At 64.0% G+C, this 15073-nt stretch carries 14 protein-coding genes; 6 read left to right on the top strand and 8 right to left on the bottom strand.

Annotation, left to right across the window (positions count from 1 at the left end; translation table 11 throughout):
- Positions 1-12 precede the first annotated feature (12 nt).
- On the top strand, positions 13-429 hold the full coding sequence (locus tag AC1DT6_RS32515) for an NUDIX hydrolase (protein WP_477115250.1): 417 nt from the start codon (positions 13-15) through the stop codon (positions 427-429).
- A 130-nt stretch (positions 430-559) separates the two neighbouring features.
- Here AC1DT6_RS32515 and AC1DT6_RS32510 read toward each other — a convergent pair whose 3' ends face one another.
- The 3 genes from AC1DT6_RS32510 to AC1DT6_RS32500 form a co-directional block, all read right to left on the bottom strand.
- Positions 560-1372, bottom strand: a complete 813-nt coding sequence (locus AC1DT6_RS32510; protein ID WP_441629367.1) for a MetQ/NlpA family ABC transporter substrate-binding protein — start codon at positions 1370-1372, stop codon at positions 560-562.
- A 505-nt stretch (positions 1373-1877) separates the two neighbouring features.
- Positions 1878-3152 (bottom strand): O-acetylhomoserine aminocarboxypropyltransferase/cysteine synthase family protein, encoded by a 1275-nt coding sequence (locus AC1DT6_RS32505; protein WP_276288202.1) that lies wholly within the window; start codon positions 3150-3152, stop codon positions 1878-1880.
- 111 nt (positions 3153-3263) lie between these two features.
- On the bottom strand, positions 3264-4232 hold the full coding sequence (locus AC1DT6_RS32500; protein ID WP_441629366.1) for an aliphatic sulfonate ABC transporter substrate-binding protein: 969 nt from the start codon (positions 4230-4232) through the stop codon (positions 3264-3266).
- Between the two features lie 637 nt (positions 4233-4869).
- Here AC1DT6_RS32500 and cyoA point away from each other — a divergent pair.
- The 5 genes from cyoA to AC1DT6_RS32475 all read left to right on the top strand — a co-directional run bounded on the left by cyoA (position 4870) and on the right by AC1DT6_RS32475 (position 10127).
- Positions 4870-5835 (top strand): ubiquinol oxidase subunit II, encoded by a 966-nt coding sequence (cyoA, locus tag AC1DT6_RS32495; protein WP_276288204.1) that lies wholly within the window; start codon positions 4870-4872, stop codon positions 5833-5835.
- Between the two features lie 8 nt (positions 5836-5843).
- Positions 5844-7820 carry a cytochrome o ubiquinol oxidase subunit I gene (gene cyoB, locus AC1DT6_RS32490; protein WP_441629365.1) on the top strand — a complete coding sequence of 659 codons (1977 nt, stop codon included), beginning with the start codon at positions 5844-5846 and terminating at the stop codon, positions 7818-7820.
- A gap of 8 nt (positions 7821-7828) precedes the next feature.
- Entirely contained in the window at positions 7829-8467 is a 639-nt protein-coding gene (gene cyoC, locus AC1DT6_RS32485; RefSeq protein WP_035866678.1) for a cytochrome o ubiquinol oxidase subunit III, read from the top strand.
- A complete protein-coding gene (locus AC1DT6_RS32480; protein ID WP_035866677.1) occupies positions 8467-8832 on the top strand; it encodes a cytochrome o ubiquinol oxidase subunit IV in 366 nt (121 codons plus the stop codon). Before cyoC ends, AC1DT6_RS32480 begins: the two co-directional genes overlap by 1 nt.
- A gap of 182 nt (positions 8833-9014) precedes the next feature.
- Positions 9015-10127 carry a substrate-binding protein gene (locus AC1DT6_RS32475; RefSeq protein ID WP_441629364.1) on the top strand — a complete coding sequence of 371 codons (1113 nt, stop codon included), beginning with the start codon at positions 9015-9017 and terminating at the stop codon, positions 10125-10127.
- 55 nt (positions 10128-10182) lie between these two features.
- Here AC1DT6_RS32475 and AC1DT6_RS32470 read toward each other — a convergent pair whose 3' ends face one another.
- The 5 genes from AC1DT6_RS32470 to AC1DT6_RS32450 all read right to left on the bottom strand — a co-directional run bounded on the left by AC1DT6_RS32470 (position 10183) and on the right by AC1DT6_RS32450 (position 14880).
- Complete coding sequence (locus AC1DT6_RS32470; RefSeq protein WP_441629363.1) at positions 10183-11133, bottom strand: TauD/TfdA dioxygenase family protein; 951 nt, start codon at positions 11131-11133, stop codon at positions 10183-10185.
- A gap of 61 nt (positions 11134-11194) precedes the next feature.
- Positions 11195-12037 carry an ABC transporter ATP-binding protein gene (locus AC1DT6_RS32465; protein ID WP_441629362.1) on the bottom strand — a complete coding sequence of 281 codons (843 nt, stop codon included), beginning with the start codon at positions 12035-12037 and terminating at the stop codon, positions 11195-11197.
- 40 nt (positions 12038-12077) lie between these two features.
- Complete coding sequence (locus tag AC1DT6_RS32460; RefSeq protein ID WP_441629361.1) at positions 12078-12899, bottom strand: ABC transporter permease; 822 nt, start codon at positions 12897-12899, stop codon at positions 12078-12080.
- 24 nt (positions 12900-12923) lie between these two features.
- The gene (locus AC1DT6_RS32455) at positions 12924-13778 is read right to left on the bottom strand and encodes an ABC transporter permease (protein WP_441629360.1); all 855 of its coding nucleotides are present in this window, start codon (positions 13776-13778) and stop codon (positions 12924-12926) included.
- A gap of 4 nt (positions 13779-13782) precedes the next feature.
- Positions 13783-14880, bottom strand: coding sequence for an ABC transporter substrate-binding protein (locus AC1DT6_RS32450; RefSeq protein ID WP_441629359.1), 1098 nt, complete (start codon positions 14878-14880; stop codon positions 13783-13785).
- Positions 14881-15073 lie beyond the last annotated feature (193 nt).

Here is a 15073-nt window from a genome sequence, read left to right as displayed (position 1 = left end):
AGAGAATCCCATATGAAACCGACCAAAGCATGTCCTGTCGTGCTGAGAACAGCGCAGAACCGCCTTGAGATCCTGGCATTTGAGCACCCCCTGGCCGGTCTACAGATTATCAAGGGCACTATCGAGGCCGAAGAACATCCCGCGGATGCCGCCGTCCGCGAACTGTGCGAAGAGTCTGGTGTAAATGGAGTGGCTACGGTCGACTTGGGCTTATGGCAATCCGGTTACGRACACCAGATATGGTCTCTGCACATCTGTGAGGCGACCCGTTCGCTACCGAACAATTGGGTGCATCACGCAAAGGACGATGGCGGTCATGACTTCAGATTTTTTTGGCATCCGTTAGGTCACGCTCCATCGGATCGGTGGCATTGGCTGTTCAGAAATGCACTCTCGACCATTGAAATGCGACTCGCAGAGCTTGTATAGCATCGGACCAACTTCCGCTTAGCGTCGTTTTGAGACCCTCACCCCATCACGCAGATCGGCGAAGAGCCAAAAAAAAGAGCCCCGCATGGGGGCTCCCTGGCAGCGCCGCGCCATCGGTGCGCGGCCTGGCTTAGCGCTGGTACGCCGGAGGCAGGAAGCCGGCAAAACGCTGCTGCGTGGTGGCCTTGAACTCCGGCGACTGGTACGCGTCGCGGATGTCCTTGACGAACGGCTTGCCGGTGTCGGCGGTGCGCACGGCAACCAGGTTCATGTAGTAGTCGGGGATCTTCTCCAGGCTCAGCGCCTCGGTCAGCTTGAGGCCCGAGGACAACGCGAAGTTGCCGTTGACGAAGGCATAGTCCACGTCGTCGAGCGAGCGCGGCAGTTGCGCGGCTTCGAGCTGGATCAGCTTGAGCTTGTTCGGATTCCCTTCGATATCGCGCTCGCTGGCACGGATCGGGTCCGTGCCGGCCTTCAGCGTGATCCAGCCGATCTGCTGCAGCATGGCGATGGCGCGCGCCAGGTTGGACGGATCGTTGGGCAGCGACACCGAAGCGCCCGGCTTCACTTCCGTCAGCGACTTGTGCTTGCGGCTATAGATGCCGATCGGCGCGGTGGGCACCTGGATGACTTCGGACAGTTGCAGCTTGCGGTCGCCGGAGAACTTCTTCAGGTAGGCCACGTGCTGAAACGCGTTGGCGTCGATGGCGCCATCGGCCAGCGCCAGGTTGGGCTGCACGTAGTCGCTGAATTCAACGATGGTGACCTTGTAGCCCTTCTTTTCCAGCAGGGGCTTGATGCCGTAGCGGATCTGGTCGGAGTACGGACCGGCGGTGGCGCCGAAGCGGATTTCCTTCTTGTCCGGATCGGCCGCGCCGGCCGTCTGGATAACGCCAAGCGCGAGCACCGCGGCAATCAGTCGAATCCCGAAACCCATCTTCATCTAAAGCTCCCCTTATTGGATTATGTGCATCGTGGCGTGCCGGCGTGGCGCCAACAAGCAGGCCATTGTAGGGAAGTTGATACGTTCAAGGAACGAGTAAATGTGCATGGTCATATAACGCTGGTGCATAAGCAAGGATTGCGATTCCAGGCGCTTTGTACAGGCATCGGTTATTGCGCTGCGGAATATGCATATGGCAATTGCATCGTTGCGGGATAACCCGGATTGCGGCTAGTATTGAGACGTCTCCTCCGTTCCCCCCAAGGGAATTGGGTTTGCGCCCGCTTAACCAGCGGGCGTTTTTATTTGGGTCACTGCATGCACGGCGCCGGTTTTATTGAGGCGGCGGAAACGATGCTGCGCGACTGGGAGCAAGCGTCGTAGTCTCCGGAGTGACATCAGGACCAACGCGCGGAAACCGGACGGCAGAAAGCTAAAAGGCCGGTGGCACCATGCCACCGGCCTTTTTCGCCAGCGCCGCGCCGCGGCGCTACACACGCAGGACTCAGGCCGCAGCCAGCGCCCGCTCCAGGTCTTCCAGCAGATCGTCGATATGCTCGATGCCGATCGACAGCCGCACCATGTCTTCGCTGACACCGGCGGCCTTCAGTTCCGCCGCGTCGAGCTGACGGTGCGTGGTCGATGCCGGATGCGTTGCCAGCGACTTGGCGTCGCCGATGTTGACCAGGCGCGTGAACAGCTGCAACGCATCGAGGAAGCGTGCACCGGCTTCGCGGCCGCCGCTCTTCAGGCCAAACGACAAAATGCCCGGCCCGCGTCCGCCCAGGTAGCGTTGTACCAGCGCGTGGTCCGGGTGCTCGGGCAGGCCGGCGAAGTTGACCCATTCCACCTTCGGGCTGGCCTTCAGGTGACGCGCCACCGCCAGCGCGTTCTCGGTGATGCGGTCCAGCCGCAGCGCCAGCGTCTCGATGCCTTGCAGGATCAGGAAGGCATTGAACGGCGACAGCGCCGCGCCGGTATTGCGCAGCGGCACCACGCGCGCGCGGCCGATATAGGCGGCGGCGCCGAGCGCTTCGGTGTAGACCACGCCGTGGTAGGACACGTCGGGTTCGTTCAGGCGCTTGAAGCGTGCCTTGTGCTCGGCCCACGGGAACTTGCCGCTGTCGACGATGGCGCCGCCCACGCTGTTGCCATGGCCGCCCAGGTATTTGGTGAGCGAGTGCACGACGATGTCGGCGCCGTGTTCGAAGGGCCGGCACAGGTAGGGCGACGGCACGGTGTTGTCGACGATCAGCGGGATGCCGTGGTTGTGCGCCACCTTGGCAATGGCTTCGATGTCGACGATATTGCCCAGCGGATTTCCCACGGATTCGACGAAGATCGCCTTGGTGCGCGCGTCCACCAGGTCGCCGAAGGCGGCGGGATTGCGGCCGTCGGCAAAGCGGGTCTCGATGCCGGACAGCGGCAGCGTGTGGGCAAACAGGTTGTAGGTGCCGCCGTAGAGCTGGCTGGCCGAGATGATGTTGTCGCCGGCCTCGGCGATGGTCTGGATGGCGTAGGTGATGGCCGCCATGCCGGACGCCAGCGCCAGCGCGCCCACGCCGCCCTCGAGCGCGGCCAGGCGCTGCTCAAGCACGTCGTTGGTGGGATTCATGATGCGGCTGTAGATATTGCCGGGCACCTTGAGGTCGAACAGGTCGGCGCCGTGCTGCGCGTTGTCGAACGCATAGGCCACGGTCTGGTAGATGGGCACGGCCACCGCACGGGTGGTCGGGTCCGGGGAGTAGCCGCCGTGAACGGCAATCGTCTCGATTTTCATGATGTCGTTGTCTTCTTGTTGGAATGATGGCGCTCAGGAGCAGGCATGGTAGCAGTCGTGGCTCCCGCATGTCACCGTGGCGGACCGTGGCCGGGGCCGCCGCGGATCCGCTCAGTGGCTGGCCAGCGGGAAGCTTGCCTGCCAGACGTTGTCCTTCACCTTGACGGCGGTGGGGATCAGTTTTTGCTCATGGAACAGGTCGGCCACCTGCTGCTGGACGGCGACCACCTCCGGCGTTACCGGCGTGGCGCCGTACGGCACGCGCTTGAGCCAGGCTTCGACCACCTGTATGTCCAGGCCCACGGCGGGCGCCAGCAGGGCGGCGGTCTCGCCGGGGTTCTTCACCACCCACAGCCCGGTCGTGCGCAGTTGCTCCAGGATGGCGTTGACGATCTGCGGCTGCGCCTTGACGAAGCCGTTGGCGGCTTCATAGAAGTTGAAGGGCGAGGGCACGCCTTCGTAGTCGGCGATAGTGCGCACCTTCAGCGCCTTTTGCGCCAGCGCGTAGTACGGGTCCCAGACCACCCACGCGTCCACGTTGCCGCTCTCGAAGGCGGCGCGCGCATCGGCCGGCGGCAGGTAGATGGGCTGGATGTCTTGCAGGCTGAGGCCATGCTTCTTCAGCAACTGCACCAGCAGGTAGTTGGAGCTGGAGCCCTTCTGCAGGGCGATGCGCTTGCCCCTGAGATCGGCCACGGAGCGGATGGAGGATTTCTCCGGCACGAACAGCGCCTCGTTGGTCTTGCCACCGGGCTCGGCGCCGACGTAGACGAAGTTGGCGCGCGCGGCCTGGGCGAAGACAGCCGGCGGTGCGCCGGTGTAGCCAAAATCGATGCCGCCGGCGTTGAGCGCTTCGAGCAGTTGCGGGCCGGCGGGGAATTCCTTCCACTCCACCTTGAAGCCGAGCGGGGCGAGCTTTTTCTCCAGCGAGCCCTGGGCCTTTAGCACGGCAAGCAGGCCGGCCTTCTGGTAGCCCACGCGCACGGCCAGGTCGGCGGCATGGCCGGCGGCGGACCAGGACAGCGCGGCGATAGCCAGGGCGCGGCCCGCGAAGGGCAGCCAGCGGCGGAAAGGATGCATTGCGATTTCTCCGGGAAGGGTCTTGGTTTGTCTGCGGCCCTATGGTTGCGAAATCGCGCGGGGAGGGGAACGAAGCTTATTGCATTTGAATAGAACGGCGCCGGGTGATACCCATGAATGTGATCGATGTCACGCTCCGCGTGTGATGGCGCCCCTTCCTGGATTGGTGCAGCTGCTTTCAAGGGTGCGCACCCCTGCGACACCTTGCCGCAGGCAAAATTATCCTGAACTAGTGCGGAGTTGAACGTGGGATGGGCGGAGAAGTTGCATTGTCCGATTTGCTGAACAGTGTGTTCTAGCTCACGGGTTTACCCTCAATGCTGCGATGCGGTAGATTTCGCGCCACGATGTCAGACGTACCGCGACCCTCACCTGAATACCCTGTTTGCCCGCCGGGCGAACATACCGGGCGTCGCCGTGCCGACATCCTCCTGTGTGGACCACCGCAGTCCCACAATGATCCGTCCCACAAGGACCAAGCCAGCCTGCCCCTGATCGGTGCGTCGCCTGGCACACAGGGCGCTTGACCCGGATCTGACCCAGTTTCCCCCAGCCTTAAGCCTGCCGCTTGCTCCCGCATCCGGCAGCAAAACCGCGCCGCGCCGTCGCTGCCGTGGCCAACTCAACCAGTCGTGACATGAAGATACCCAAACTTCCGCGTTGGACGCGGTTACTGCCTTGCGCCGCCCTGCTGCTGGCCGGATGCAACATGACCGTGCTAGATCCGAAGGGCCAGATTGGCGCCGACGTCAAAAACATCATCCTGATCGCGACCTGGCTGATGCTGCTGGTCGTGATTCCGGTGATCGTCCTGGTCTTTACCTTCGCCTGGAAGTACCGCGCCAGCAATAAGTCGGCCCGCTACGAGCCGGACTGGTCGCACTCCACCGGTATCGAAGTGGTGGTGTGGCTGATTCCCTGCCTGATCATCCTGGTGCTGGGCATCATCACGTGGAAGTCCTCTCACGACCTGGACCCTTACAAGCCCATCGAATCCAACGTCAAGCCCGTCACCATCGAGGCCGTGGCGATGAACTGGAAGTGGCTGTTCATTTATCCGGAACTGGGTATCGCCACGGTCAACGAGATCGCGTTCCCGGTCAACACGCCGGTGAACTTCAAGATCACGTCCGATTCGATCATGAACTCCTTCTTCATCCCGCAACTGGGCAGCCAGGTGTACGCCATGGCGGGCATGGAGACCAAGCTGCACCTGATCGCCAACGAGAACGGCATCTTTGACGGCATGTCGGCCAACTACAGCGGCGGCGGCTTCTCCGGCATGAAGTTCAAGGCCAAGGCGGTCTCCAACTACGACTTCGAACAATGGGTCAAGCAGGTCCGCGCTTCGTCGAACCAGCTGACCCTGGCCGACTACAGCGAACTGGCCAAGCCCAGCGAGGCGAATCCCGTGGCGCTCTACGCCAAGGTCGATCCGCAGCTGTACCACGGCATCCTGCACAAGTACATGGACGGCGCAGGCGGCGCGATCGCCGGTAACGGCACGTCGTTCGGTCCTGTCTGCACCTCGCGCAACACCCTTGGCGTGAGCCAGGTGTCCATGGCCGCGCCCGCTACGCCGGCGCCGGGCTCGAATTCCTAGGAGTTAAGATGTTTGGCAAATTGAGTTTGGATGCCATCCCGTTCCACGAGCCCATCATCATGGGCACGTTGTCGATGGTGGCATTGGGTGGGGTGGCGCTATGCGCGCTGATCACCTATTTCGGCAAGTGGAAGTGGTTGTGGAACGACTGGTTCACCTCGGTCGACCATAAGAAGATCGGCATCATGTACACCGTGGTTGCGCTGATCATGCTGCTGCGCGGCTTTGCCGACGCCATCATGATGCGTACCCAGCTGGCCCTGTCCACCAACGGCGCCACCGGCATTTTGCCGCCCGAGCACTACGACCAGATCTTCACCGCCCACGGCGTGATCATGATCTTCTTCGTGGCGATGCCGCTGATGACGGGCCTGATGAACCTGGTGGTGCCGCTGCAGATCGGCGCGCGCGACGTGGCTTTCCCGTTCCTCAACACGCTGAGCTTCTGGCTGTTCGTGGCCGGCGCCATGCTGGTCAACGTCTCCCTGGGCGTTGGCGAGTTCGCGCGTACCGGCTGGCTGGCCTACCCGCCGCTGTCCGGGATTGCGTACAGCCCCGGGGTGGGGGTGGACTACTACCTCTGGAGCTTGCAGATCTCGGGTCTCGGCACCTTGCTGACCGGCGTCAACTTCCTGGTGACCATCCTCAAGATGCGCGCGCCGGGCATGACCCTGATGCGCATGCCGGTGTTCACCTGGACCGCCCTGTGCACCAACGTGCTGATCATCGCCGCTTTCCCGGTGCTGACCGTCACGCTGGGCCTGCTGGGCCTGGACCGCTATCTCGGTATGCACTTCTTTACCAATGAGATGGGCGGCAACGCCATGATGTACGTGAACCTGATCTGGATCTGGGGCCACCCCGAGGTGTACATCCTGATCCTGCCGGCGTTCGGCATCTTCTCGGAAATCATCTCGACGTTCTCGGGCAAGAAGCTGTTCGGCTACAAGGGCATGGTCTACGCGACCAGCGCCATCATGGTGCTGTCGTTCCTGGTCTGGCTGCACCACTTCTTCACGATGGGTTCGGGCGCCAACGTCAACGCGTTCTTCGGCATCACCACGATGATCATCTCCATCCCGACCGGGGTGAAGATCTTCAACTGGCTGTTCACCATGTACCGCGGCCGCGTGCAGATGACCACGCCCGTGCTGTGGACGCTGGGCTTCATGGTCACCTTCGTGATCGGCGGCATGACCGGCGTGCTGATGGCAGTGCCGGCGGCTGACTTCGTGCTGCACAACAGCCTGTTCCTGATCGCCCACTTCCACAACGTGATCATCGGCGGCGTGCTGTTCGGCTACCTGGCCGGCATTACCTACTGGTTCCCCAAGGCGTTCGGCTTCAAGCTTGACGAAGGCCTGGGCAAGTGCGCGTTCTGGTGCTGGATCATCGGCTTCTACCTGGCCTTCATGCCGCTGTACGCGCTGGGCTTCATGGGCATGACCCGCCGTCTGAACCATACCGACAACCCGGCGTGGAACCCGTACCTGTACGTGGCCGTGGTGGGTGCGCTGTTTGTCGGCCTCGGCATCGTGTTCCAGGTCCTGCAGATCGTTGTCAGCGTGCGCCGCCGCAACGAACTGCGCGACGTCACCGGCGATCCCTGGGGTGGCCGTACCCTGGAGTGGGCAACTTCGTCGCCGCCGCCGTTCTACAACTTCGCGCACACCCCGGTGGTGCGTGACCTCGACGCCTTCGCCGACATGAAGGCACGCGGCGAGCTGCCGCAGATGCAGGCGCACTACGAGCAGATCCACATGCCGAAGAACACCGGCGCTGGCTTCTACATCGGTGCCTTCAGCCTGGCGCTCGGCTTCGCCCTGACCTGGCATATCTGGTGGCTGGCGGCGGTTGGCCTGGTGGGCATGATCGTCAGCTTCATCTTCCGCAGCAACGACGACCATATCGACTACTACGTGCCCGCACGTGAAGTCGAGGCGGTTGAGTCGAGCCATTTCCAGCGCATCGCGTCACAGGCCTGAATCGAATCATGACGACTGAAGCTCTACATCGTTATCCCGCGCATGCCGCCGACGCGGCGCATGCCCACTCGCACGACCACGCCCATCACGACACCAGTGCCAACACGGTGTTCGGTTTCTGGGTGTACCTGATGAGCGACTGCATCATCTTCGCCGGACTGTTCGCCGCTTTCGCGGTGCTGCGCGGCGAAGTGGCGGGCGGCCCCTCGGGCAAGGAACTGTTCGAACTGAACTACGTCCTGGTCGAGACCTTCCTGCTGTTGTTCAGCAGCCTGACCTCCGGCATGGCGATGATCGCGCTGCACAACGGCCAGCGCGCCCGCCTGCAGTTCTGGCTCGGCGTGACCTTCCTGCTGGGCGTGGCGTTCATCGGCATGGAAATCAACGAGTTCCATCACATGATCGCCGAAGGCGCGGGTCCGGAACGCAGCGCGTTCCTGTCCTCCTTCTTCACGCTGGTGGGCACCCACGGCCTGCACGTGGCCAGCGGCCTGCTGTGGATGGCCGTGCTGATGTGGCAGATCTCCCGCAAGGGCCTGACCGCCACCATGACCAAGCGCCTGGCCTGCTTCGCGCTGTTCTGGCACTTTCTGGACATCGTCTGGATCGGCGTGTTCACCGTGGTCTACCTGATGGGAGCGATGTAATGGAACACAGCAACGTTTCTACCGCCGGCGCGCACGACGCGCATGGCACCACGTCGGCCGGCGCTAGCCACGGCAGCGTCAAGTCCTATGTGATCGGCTTCGTGCTGGCGGTGATCCTGACCGTCATCCCGTTCAAGCTGGTGATGGGCGGCACGCTGGAAGCCTCCACCACGCTGGCCGTGATCCTGGGCCTGGCCGTGGTGCAGATCGTTGTGCACCTGGTCTACTTCCTGCATCTGGACAGCTCCTCGGAGCAGCGCTGGAACGTGATGGCGCTGGCCTTCACCGCGCTGATCCTGCTGATCGTGGTGGCGGGCTCGCTGTGGATCATGCACAACATGAACAGCAATATGATGGTGCACTGAGCGATCTGTGCATCAGCGCTGACAAAGGCGGCCTCCGGGCCGCCTTTGTCGTTTTGCGCCCGGCATGGGCGCGATCCTGGCGGGACGGTCCTGAATTGACCTATGCTGGTTGAGTGCGAAGGACAGCAGCAAGAATTGGCGAGCGCCGTTACCGCCAGCATTCTTGAGAGGAGGGATGCGCCATGAAGGAATCATCCATCAAGGTGGGCGTCATCACGGACCAGACGGGGCCGCTCTCGTTCGCGGGAATCGCCAATGCAAACGTGGCCAGGATGGTGATCGATGACATCAACGCAACGGGTGGCTTGCTGGGGCGGCAAATAGATCTGTACCTTGAGGACAGCGCGACCACGGACAGCGTAGCGGAAGCCAAAGCTGCCAAGCTCATCCGGCAGGATCAGGTCGATGTGCTCTTCGGTGGCATTTACAGCTCCACGCGGCAGGCGATCAAGGGTCCTGCCGTAGTGAATGGCAAGAAGCTCTACATTTACCCGGAGCAATACGAGGGACAGGAATGTGACCCGCTGATCTTCTGCACAGGCCCGGTGCCAGCGCAGCAGGTTGAGCCTCTCATACCCTGGCTGATGCAGCAAACGGGGGCGAGGAAATTCTACCTGCCGTCAGCGGACTATATCTGGCCGCGCACGATGAACAAGAAGGTCCGTCAGGTTGTCACGGCCCACGGCGGCTCGATTGCCGGAGAGGAGTACTTTCCCCTCGATCACGCCGACTATGGCAAGACAATCGACCTGATCGCGTCCACTGGCGCAGAGGTGGTATTCAATACCATCGTCCCTCCCGGGCTCACGCCGTTCCTCGAGCAGCTCTACCGCTCCGGTTTCACGCAGCGAGGCGGATACATAGTCTGCACGTATTTCGACGAGAATTTCCTGAACCTGGTGCCGGCCGCGCATGTGGAGGGCCTGTACAGTTGCCTCGACTACTACCAGAACGTCAGCGATGCCTTCAGCAAGACACTGATCGATCAGTACGACAAGCGCTATCCGGGCACTGCCAGGTTCACTGCCGGCAGCGCGTGTTCGGGCATGTACCGGGGCCTGAGGCTCTGGGAGGCTGCGGTCAAGGAGGCGGGCTCGCTAAAGCAGGAGGATGTCATCAAGGCGCTAGACCACGCAAGGATTGCTGAAGGGCCCGGTGGTCCGGCTGAAATGGTGCCCGGTCAGCATCACGTTCGCATGAACATGTACATTGCACAGGCAAGCAACGGCAGCTTCAGGATTGTCAAAAGCCTGGGGGTTGTCGATCCGAAGGAGTGCATGCAAGGCATCAGCTAGGCAATGCAAAGTGGCCGGGCGCGAACCGCCCGGCGCGGACCCGCATGCCGTTGCCTTAGGCCGCCGCGCTTGCCGGGGCAGCGTGATTAGCCGGCTCGCCGTGCCTGGGCGCCCCCGACTTCACCGCCACGCTCCGCCTCCCATCCACGCTGACCGGTACATCGCCCGCTATGGTCACGCGGCGCACTACGCGGTGCGCGTCGCCGTAGTCGTTGATCGCATAGTGCTGCGTCGCGCGGTTATCCCAGATCGCCACGTCGTTCGCGCGCCAGCGCCAGCGCACGGTGTTTTCCAGGCGATGCACGTGATCCTGCAGCACGGAAACCAGATGCTGCGAATCGGACGACGAGTAGCCCAGCAGCTTCCTGACGAAATGCCCCAGCACCAGCGTGCGCTCGCCGGTCTCCGGATGCACGCGCACCACCGGGTGCTCGGTTTCGTAGATGGCGGAAGTGAACACTTCGCGATAGCGCTTGATGGCCTCGGTGCTGGCCGTATTGCGGGTGGCCGCGTAATCGTAGTCGTTGGTGTGGAGCGCCCAGAGCCGGTCGGCCAGTTCGCGCAATGCCTCCGGCAGATCCAGGTAGGCCGTCGCCGTATTGGCCCACACGGTGTCGCCGCCGGCCTCCGGAATGACCACGCCACGCAGCACGGAGACCTGCGGGTAGGCCAGGTCGAATGTCACATCGGTATGCCAGGAGTTGGCACGGCCGCCGTGCCCGGAATCGAGTTCGAGCAGGAACCGCGTGCCGTCGCGCGAGGGCACGGTAGGGTGGGGCACCGGTGTGCCGAACAGGCTGGCGAAGCCTTCCTGCGCGGCATCGTCGAGGTGGTCCTGGCCGCGGAAAAACAGCACCTTGTGGCGCAACAGCGCGGCGCGCACGGCGCCGAAGGTGGCGGCATCGAGGTCCGGCGCCAGCTTTAGCCCGCGGATCTCGGCGCCGATGCGCCCCGCTACCGGGTGGATGTCTAGCGTGACTTGGGCTGCGGTTTGCTGCTGGGTCATCTGGGATTCTCCTGTGGGTGGCAATAAAGGGCGCGATCAGGGGAGCAATATAGGGTGCGATTCAGATCGCGAACCGGATATGCGGCGGCAACCCGCCGCCGGCGTCGGGATCCGGCAGGCGCCGGATGGGCGCTTCGGCCAGGTCGGCCGGGCGCCCGGTGAATTCCTGCAGCACATCGTCCTTGACCCGCGCGAAGGACAGCGCCGCGCGGTCGCGCGGATGCGCCAGCGGCACCGGCAGGATGCGGCGGATGCGGCCGGGGCGCGGTTCCATCACCACCACGCGGTCGCCCAGGTAGATGGCTTCCTCCACATCGTGCGTGACCAGGATCATGGTGATGCCCTCGGCCTGCCAGATGCGGTGCAGCTCCTGTTGCAGGTAGGCGCGGGTCAGCGCATCGAGCGCGCCGAAGGGTTCGTCCAGCAGCAGGATCTCCGGGCGCGTGACCAGCGCGCGGGCGATGGCCACGCGCTGCGACATGCCGCCGGAGAGCTGGTGCGGAAACGCGGTCTCGAAGCCGGCCAGCCCGACCAGCCCGATATGCTCGCGCACGGTGCGGCGTTTCCCGGCCTCGGTCAGGTCGGCGTTGAGCAGCGCCATGCGGATGTTCTGCTCCACCGTCAGCCAGGGAAACAGCCGGTGCTCCTGGAACACGATGCCGCGGTCCAGGCTGGTGCCGGCCACGCGCTTGCCGTCGAGCAGGATCTCGCCTTTGTAGTCCTCCTCCAGCCCCACCACCAGCCGCAGCAGCGTGGATTTGCCGCAGCCGCTGGCGCCGACGATGCTGACGAACTCGCCGGGCGCGATCGAGAGGGTGATGTCTTCCAGTACGGGCAAGGGCTCGCCCTTGACTTCATATTGCTTGCGCAGGTGCTCGATGCTGAGCGTGCCGGCATGGGCCATGAGCGGGTTTCTCCAGTGAGTTGTTGGGAGAGCCGGCGATTCAGAACGCGGCGACGGAGCGGCCGCGCCATGCCAGCAGGCGGCTTTCGATACGGCTGGCGATCCAGTTCAGCGTGAAGCCGACCAGCCCGACCACGATCACGCCGAAGATCACCAGGTCCATCCAGAAATTCTCGCGGCCATCGGTCATGGTATTGCCGATGCCTTTGCCGGAGACCAGCATGTACTCGGCGCCGAGCGTGGCCAGCCATGCGTAGATCAGGGCCAGGTGGATGCCGGCAAAGATCGACGGCGAGGCCGACGGCAGCACCACGCGCAGCAGCACCTGCCAGCGCGAGTACTTCAGCACGCGGGCCACTTCCAGCAGGTCCGCGGGCACGCCGCGGATGCCTTCGAAGGTATTGAGCACCACGGGGAAGAACGCCGCCAGCGACAGGAACACCACCTTGGCGGTGTCGCCCAGGCCGAACCACACCGAGATCAGCGGAATCCACGCAAACAGCGAGATCTGCTTGATGGTGTGGAAGGTCGGGCCGAACAATTGCTCGAACAGCCGCGACAGCCCCAGCGCGGTGCCGAACACCAGGCCCACGCTGGCGCCGAGCGCGAAGCCCGCCAGGTCGCGCCACAGGCTGGCGGAGAGCGCCACGAAGAGGGCGCCGCTGCGCACCTGCTGCACCGCCGTGTCCCAGACCTTGGAAACCGGCACCAGCAGCGGCGAGGTGCTCCAGCCGAAACGCACCGCGGCCCACCAGAGGACGATCAGCGCGACCGGCAGGACCCAGCCGCGCAGCGCGCGAGGCATGCGCACGGCACGTGCGCTGGCGGATCGGGTGGTTGGCGTCGTGATTGCATTGGCCATCCTGGCCTCCTTGTATTGCAGCGATCAAAGGCCCGGCTTGCGCCAGCGCAGCACCGCGCGCTCGGCCAGCGCCAGCACCTTGTCCAGCGCGAACCCGACCGCGCCCACCACGATCACCGCGGCGATCACCATATCGAGCTGGAACAGTTGCCTGCCATAAACGATCATGTAGCCGAGCCCTTCGGATGATGCGAGCAGCTCCACCACCACCAGCGCCAGCCAGGCGTGCGTCAGCCCATAGCGGATGCCATTCCAGACCGGCGCGGCCGCGGCGGGAAACACCACCCGCGACAGCAGTTGCCAGCGCGTGAACTTCAGCACCCGCGCCACTTCGATATAGCGCGTGGGCACGTTCTGGATGCCCTTGTACGTATTGAGCGCGATCGGCACCAGCGAGGCCTTGGCGATCAGGATGATCTTGAGCGCTTCGTCGATGCCTACCAGCAGCATCAGCAGCGGCAGCCAGCCCAGCACGGGCACCTGGCTGAAGGCCTTGAAGGTGGGATAGACGTAATCGCGGAAGCCGGGCGACAGGCCCATCGCCACGCCCAGCGCCAGCCCGCCGGCCAGGCCCAGGGCAAAGCCGCCCGCCACCCGCAGCGCGCTGACGGCCAGGTTGGCCTGCAGCTCGCCGCTCTGGTACAGCTCGGCGAGCGTGTGCCAGACCGCGTCGGGCGCGGGCAGGACCTGCGGCGGGATCCATGCGAAGCGTGCCGCCACGTACCAGGCCAGCAGCAGCGCCAGCGGCACCGGCCAGGCCAGCAGCCAGGCGGCGTGATGCAGGCCGGGGCGCCAGTGGCGGTGCGCCTTGCCGCCGTGCTCGGGCGCTGGCCCGGCTGAAACAGGCCGGGCCAGCGCAAGGGAATCGTCGGCGGCCATCGCGTCAGGCTCCGAGAATCTTGCCGTTCGGCTGGTAGACCGGCCAGTAGCTCTGCAGGCTCAGGTCGTTCAGCGCGTTCTTGAGGAAGCTCGTATCGATCCACTGGTCGACATCGAACCTGGCGCGCGACAGGCGCAGGCGGTAGGCCTGCTCGGTGGCGTCCTTGTAGCGGCTGACCAGGAAGGGGTCGAAGTTCGGGTTCAGCCGCACGCGCAGCGGTTCGCCTTCATAGTCCTCCTTCCAGTGCTCGTAAGGCGTGCCGGCGCGCGCCCAGGTGCGCAGCACGTCTTCGCGGTTCTTCTCGTCGGAGGCCCAGCGCGCGGCCTGCACCGCCGCCTTGACGAGTTGCTGGGTGGCTTCCGGATACTTGCTGGCGAAGGCGTCGGTCACCAGCACATGGCTCTGGCGCGTGTAGATCGGCGACTGGCTCTTGCTGGAGTAAAGGATGCGCACCGCGCCCTTGTCGCGCAGGCGCAGGATGTCCATGGCGCCGATGGCGCCGTCGATATCGCGTGTTGTCAGCGCGGCCAGGTAGCCGGCGGTGTCCAGGTTCAGCAGCCGCAGGTCTTTTTCGGCGAGGCCATTGGCCTCAAGCAGGCGCAATGCCGGCAGATGCATATTGGTGCCCTTGAACAGCGACACGCGCTTGCCGCGCAGGTCCGACACCGTCTTGAGCGGGGAGTCGGGCGGCACGCCGATATAGATATTGGTGCGCACGCCCGTGGCCAGCACCAGCCGCGTCTTGAGGCCGGCGGCGCGCGCCACGATGGCGGGCAGGTCGCCCTGCATGGCGAAGTCGAGCTGGTTGGTGCTGATGGCCTCGTTCACCGCCGGGCCCGCGCCTTTGAAGAAGAACCATTCGATAGGCGTGCCCGAGGGCTTGAACGCTTCCTCCAGCCATCCGCGCGCATGGGCGATGGCCATCGAACTACCCGCGAAGCTCGGCGGCGTGCCGGTGGCCGGCTGCGCCACGCCAATGCGGATCACGTCGGGCCTGGCGGCGCCGCTGGCGCTGAATGCGCTCAGCGGGCTGGCGGAAGCGGCGGCACCCAGGCTGGATACGGCAAGGCGTTTGAGAAGGGTTCGTCGCGTGATTGCCATCTTGGCTGTATCCCTGTGCAAAGCGGTGAAGAGTGAATCGACGGCTCTCAAGATACGCGGTGCTGCCGGCGCGGCAGAAGGAATGTTTTTGGCTTTGGTTATGGGCTGCGCGCATATGCGCCGCAGGTGGCAATGTTTGCGCGGCCACGCATAAGGGCATGCGTTATCCTTCGTTCCGCGAAGCAGCGGGGTG

The organism is Cupriavidus sp. 01L45 (assembly GCF_056399885.1).
Note: the sequence above shows the minus strand (reverse complement) of the source record. Positions and strands in the feature narration are given on the sequence as shown.

What these genes read in the sequence shown, in the direction of transcription:
- AC1DT6_RS32475 (WP_441629364.1), top strand. Translation starts at nt 9,015, where the DNA reads ATGAAGGAATCATCCATCAAGGTGGGCGTCATCACGGACCAGACGGGG.
- cyoA (WP_276288204.1), top strand. Translation starts at nt 4,870, where the DNA reads ATGAAGATACCCAAACTTCCGCGTTGGACGCGGTTACTGCCTTGCGCC.
- AC1DT6_RS32510 (WP_441629367.1), bottom strand. Translation starts at nt 1,372, where the DNA reads ATGAAGATGGGTTTCGGGATTCGACTGATTGCCGCGGTGCTCGCGCTT.
- cyoB (WP_441629365.1), top strand. Translation starts at nt 5,844, where the DNA reads ATGTTTGGCAAATTGAGTTTGGATGCCATCCCGTTCCACGAGCCCATC.
- AC1DT6_RS32465 (WP_441629362.1), bottom strand. Translation starts at nt 12,037, where the DNA reads ATGGCCCATGCCGGCACGCTCAGCATCGAGCACCTGCGCAAGCAATAT.
- AC1DT6_RS32455 (WP_441629360.1), bottom strand. Translation starts at nt 13,778, where the DNA reads ATGGCCGCCGACGATTCCCTTGCGCTGGCCCGGCCTGTTTCAGCCGGG.
- AC1DT6_RS32470 (WP_441629363.1), bottom strand. Translation starts at nt 11,133, where the DNA reads ATGACCCAGCAGCAAACCGCAGCCCAAGTCACGCTAGACATCCACCCG.
- cyoC (WP_035866678.1), top strand. Translation starts at nt 7,829, where the DNA reads ATGACGACTGAAGCTCTACATCGTTATCCCGCGCATGCCGCCGACGCG.
- AC1DT6_RS32500 (WP_441629366.1), bottom strand. Translation starts at nt 4,232, where the DNA reads ATGCATCCTTTCCGCCGCTGGCTGCCCTTCGCGGGCCGCGCCCTGGCT.
- AC1DT6_RS32460 (WP_441629361.1), bottom strand. Translation starts at nt 12,899, where the DNA reads ATGGCCAATGCAATCACGACGCCAACCACCCGATCCGCCAGCGCACGT.
- AC1DT6_RS32450 (WP_441629359.1), bottom strand. Translation starts at nt 14,880, where the DNA reads ATGGCAATCACGCGACGAACCCTTCTCAAACGCCTTGCCGTATCCAGC.
- AC1DT6_RS32505 (WP_276288202.1), bottom strand. Translation starts at nt 3,152, where the DNA reads ATGAAAATCGAGACGATTGCCGTTCACGGCGGCTACTCCCCGGACCCG.
- AC1DT6_RS32480 (WP_035866677.1), top strand. Translation starts at nt 8,467, where the DNA reads ATGGAACACAGCAACGTTTCTACCGCCGGCGCGCACGACGCGCATGGC.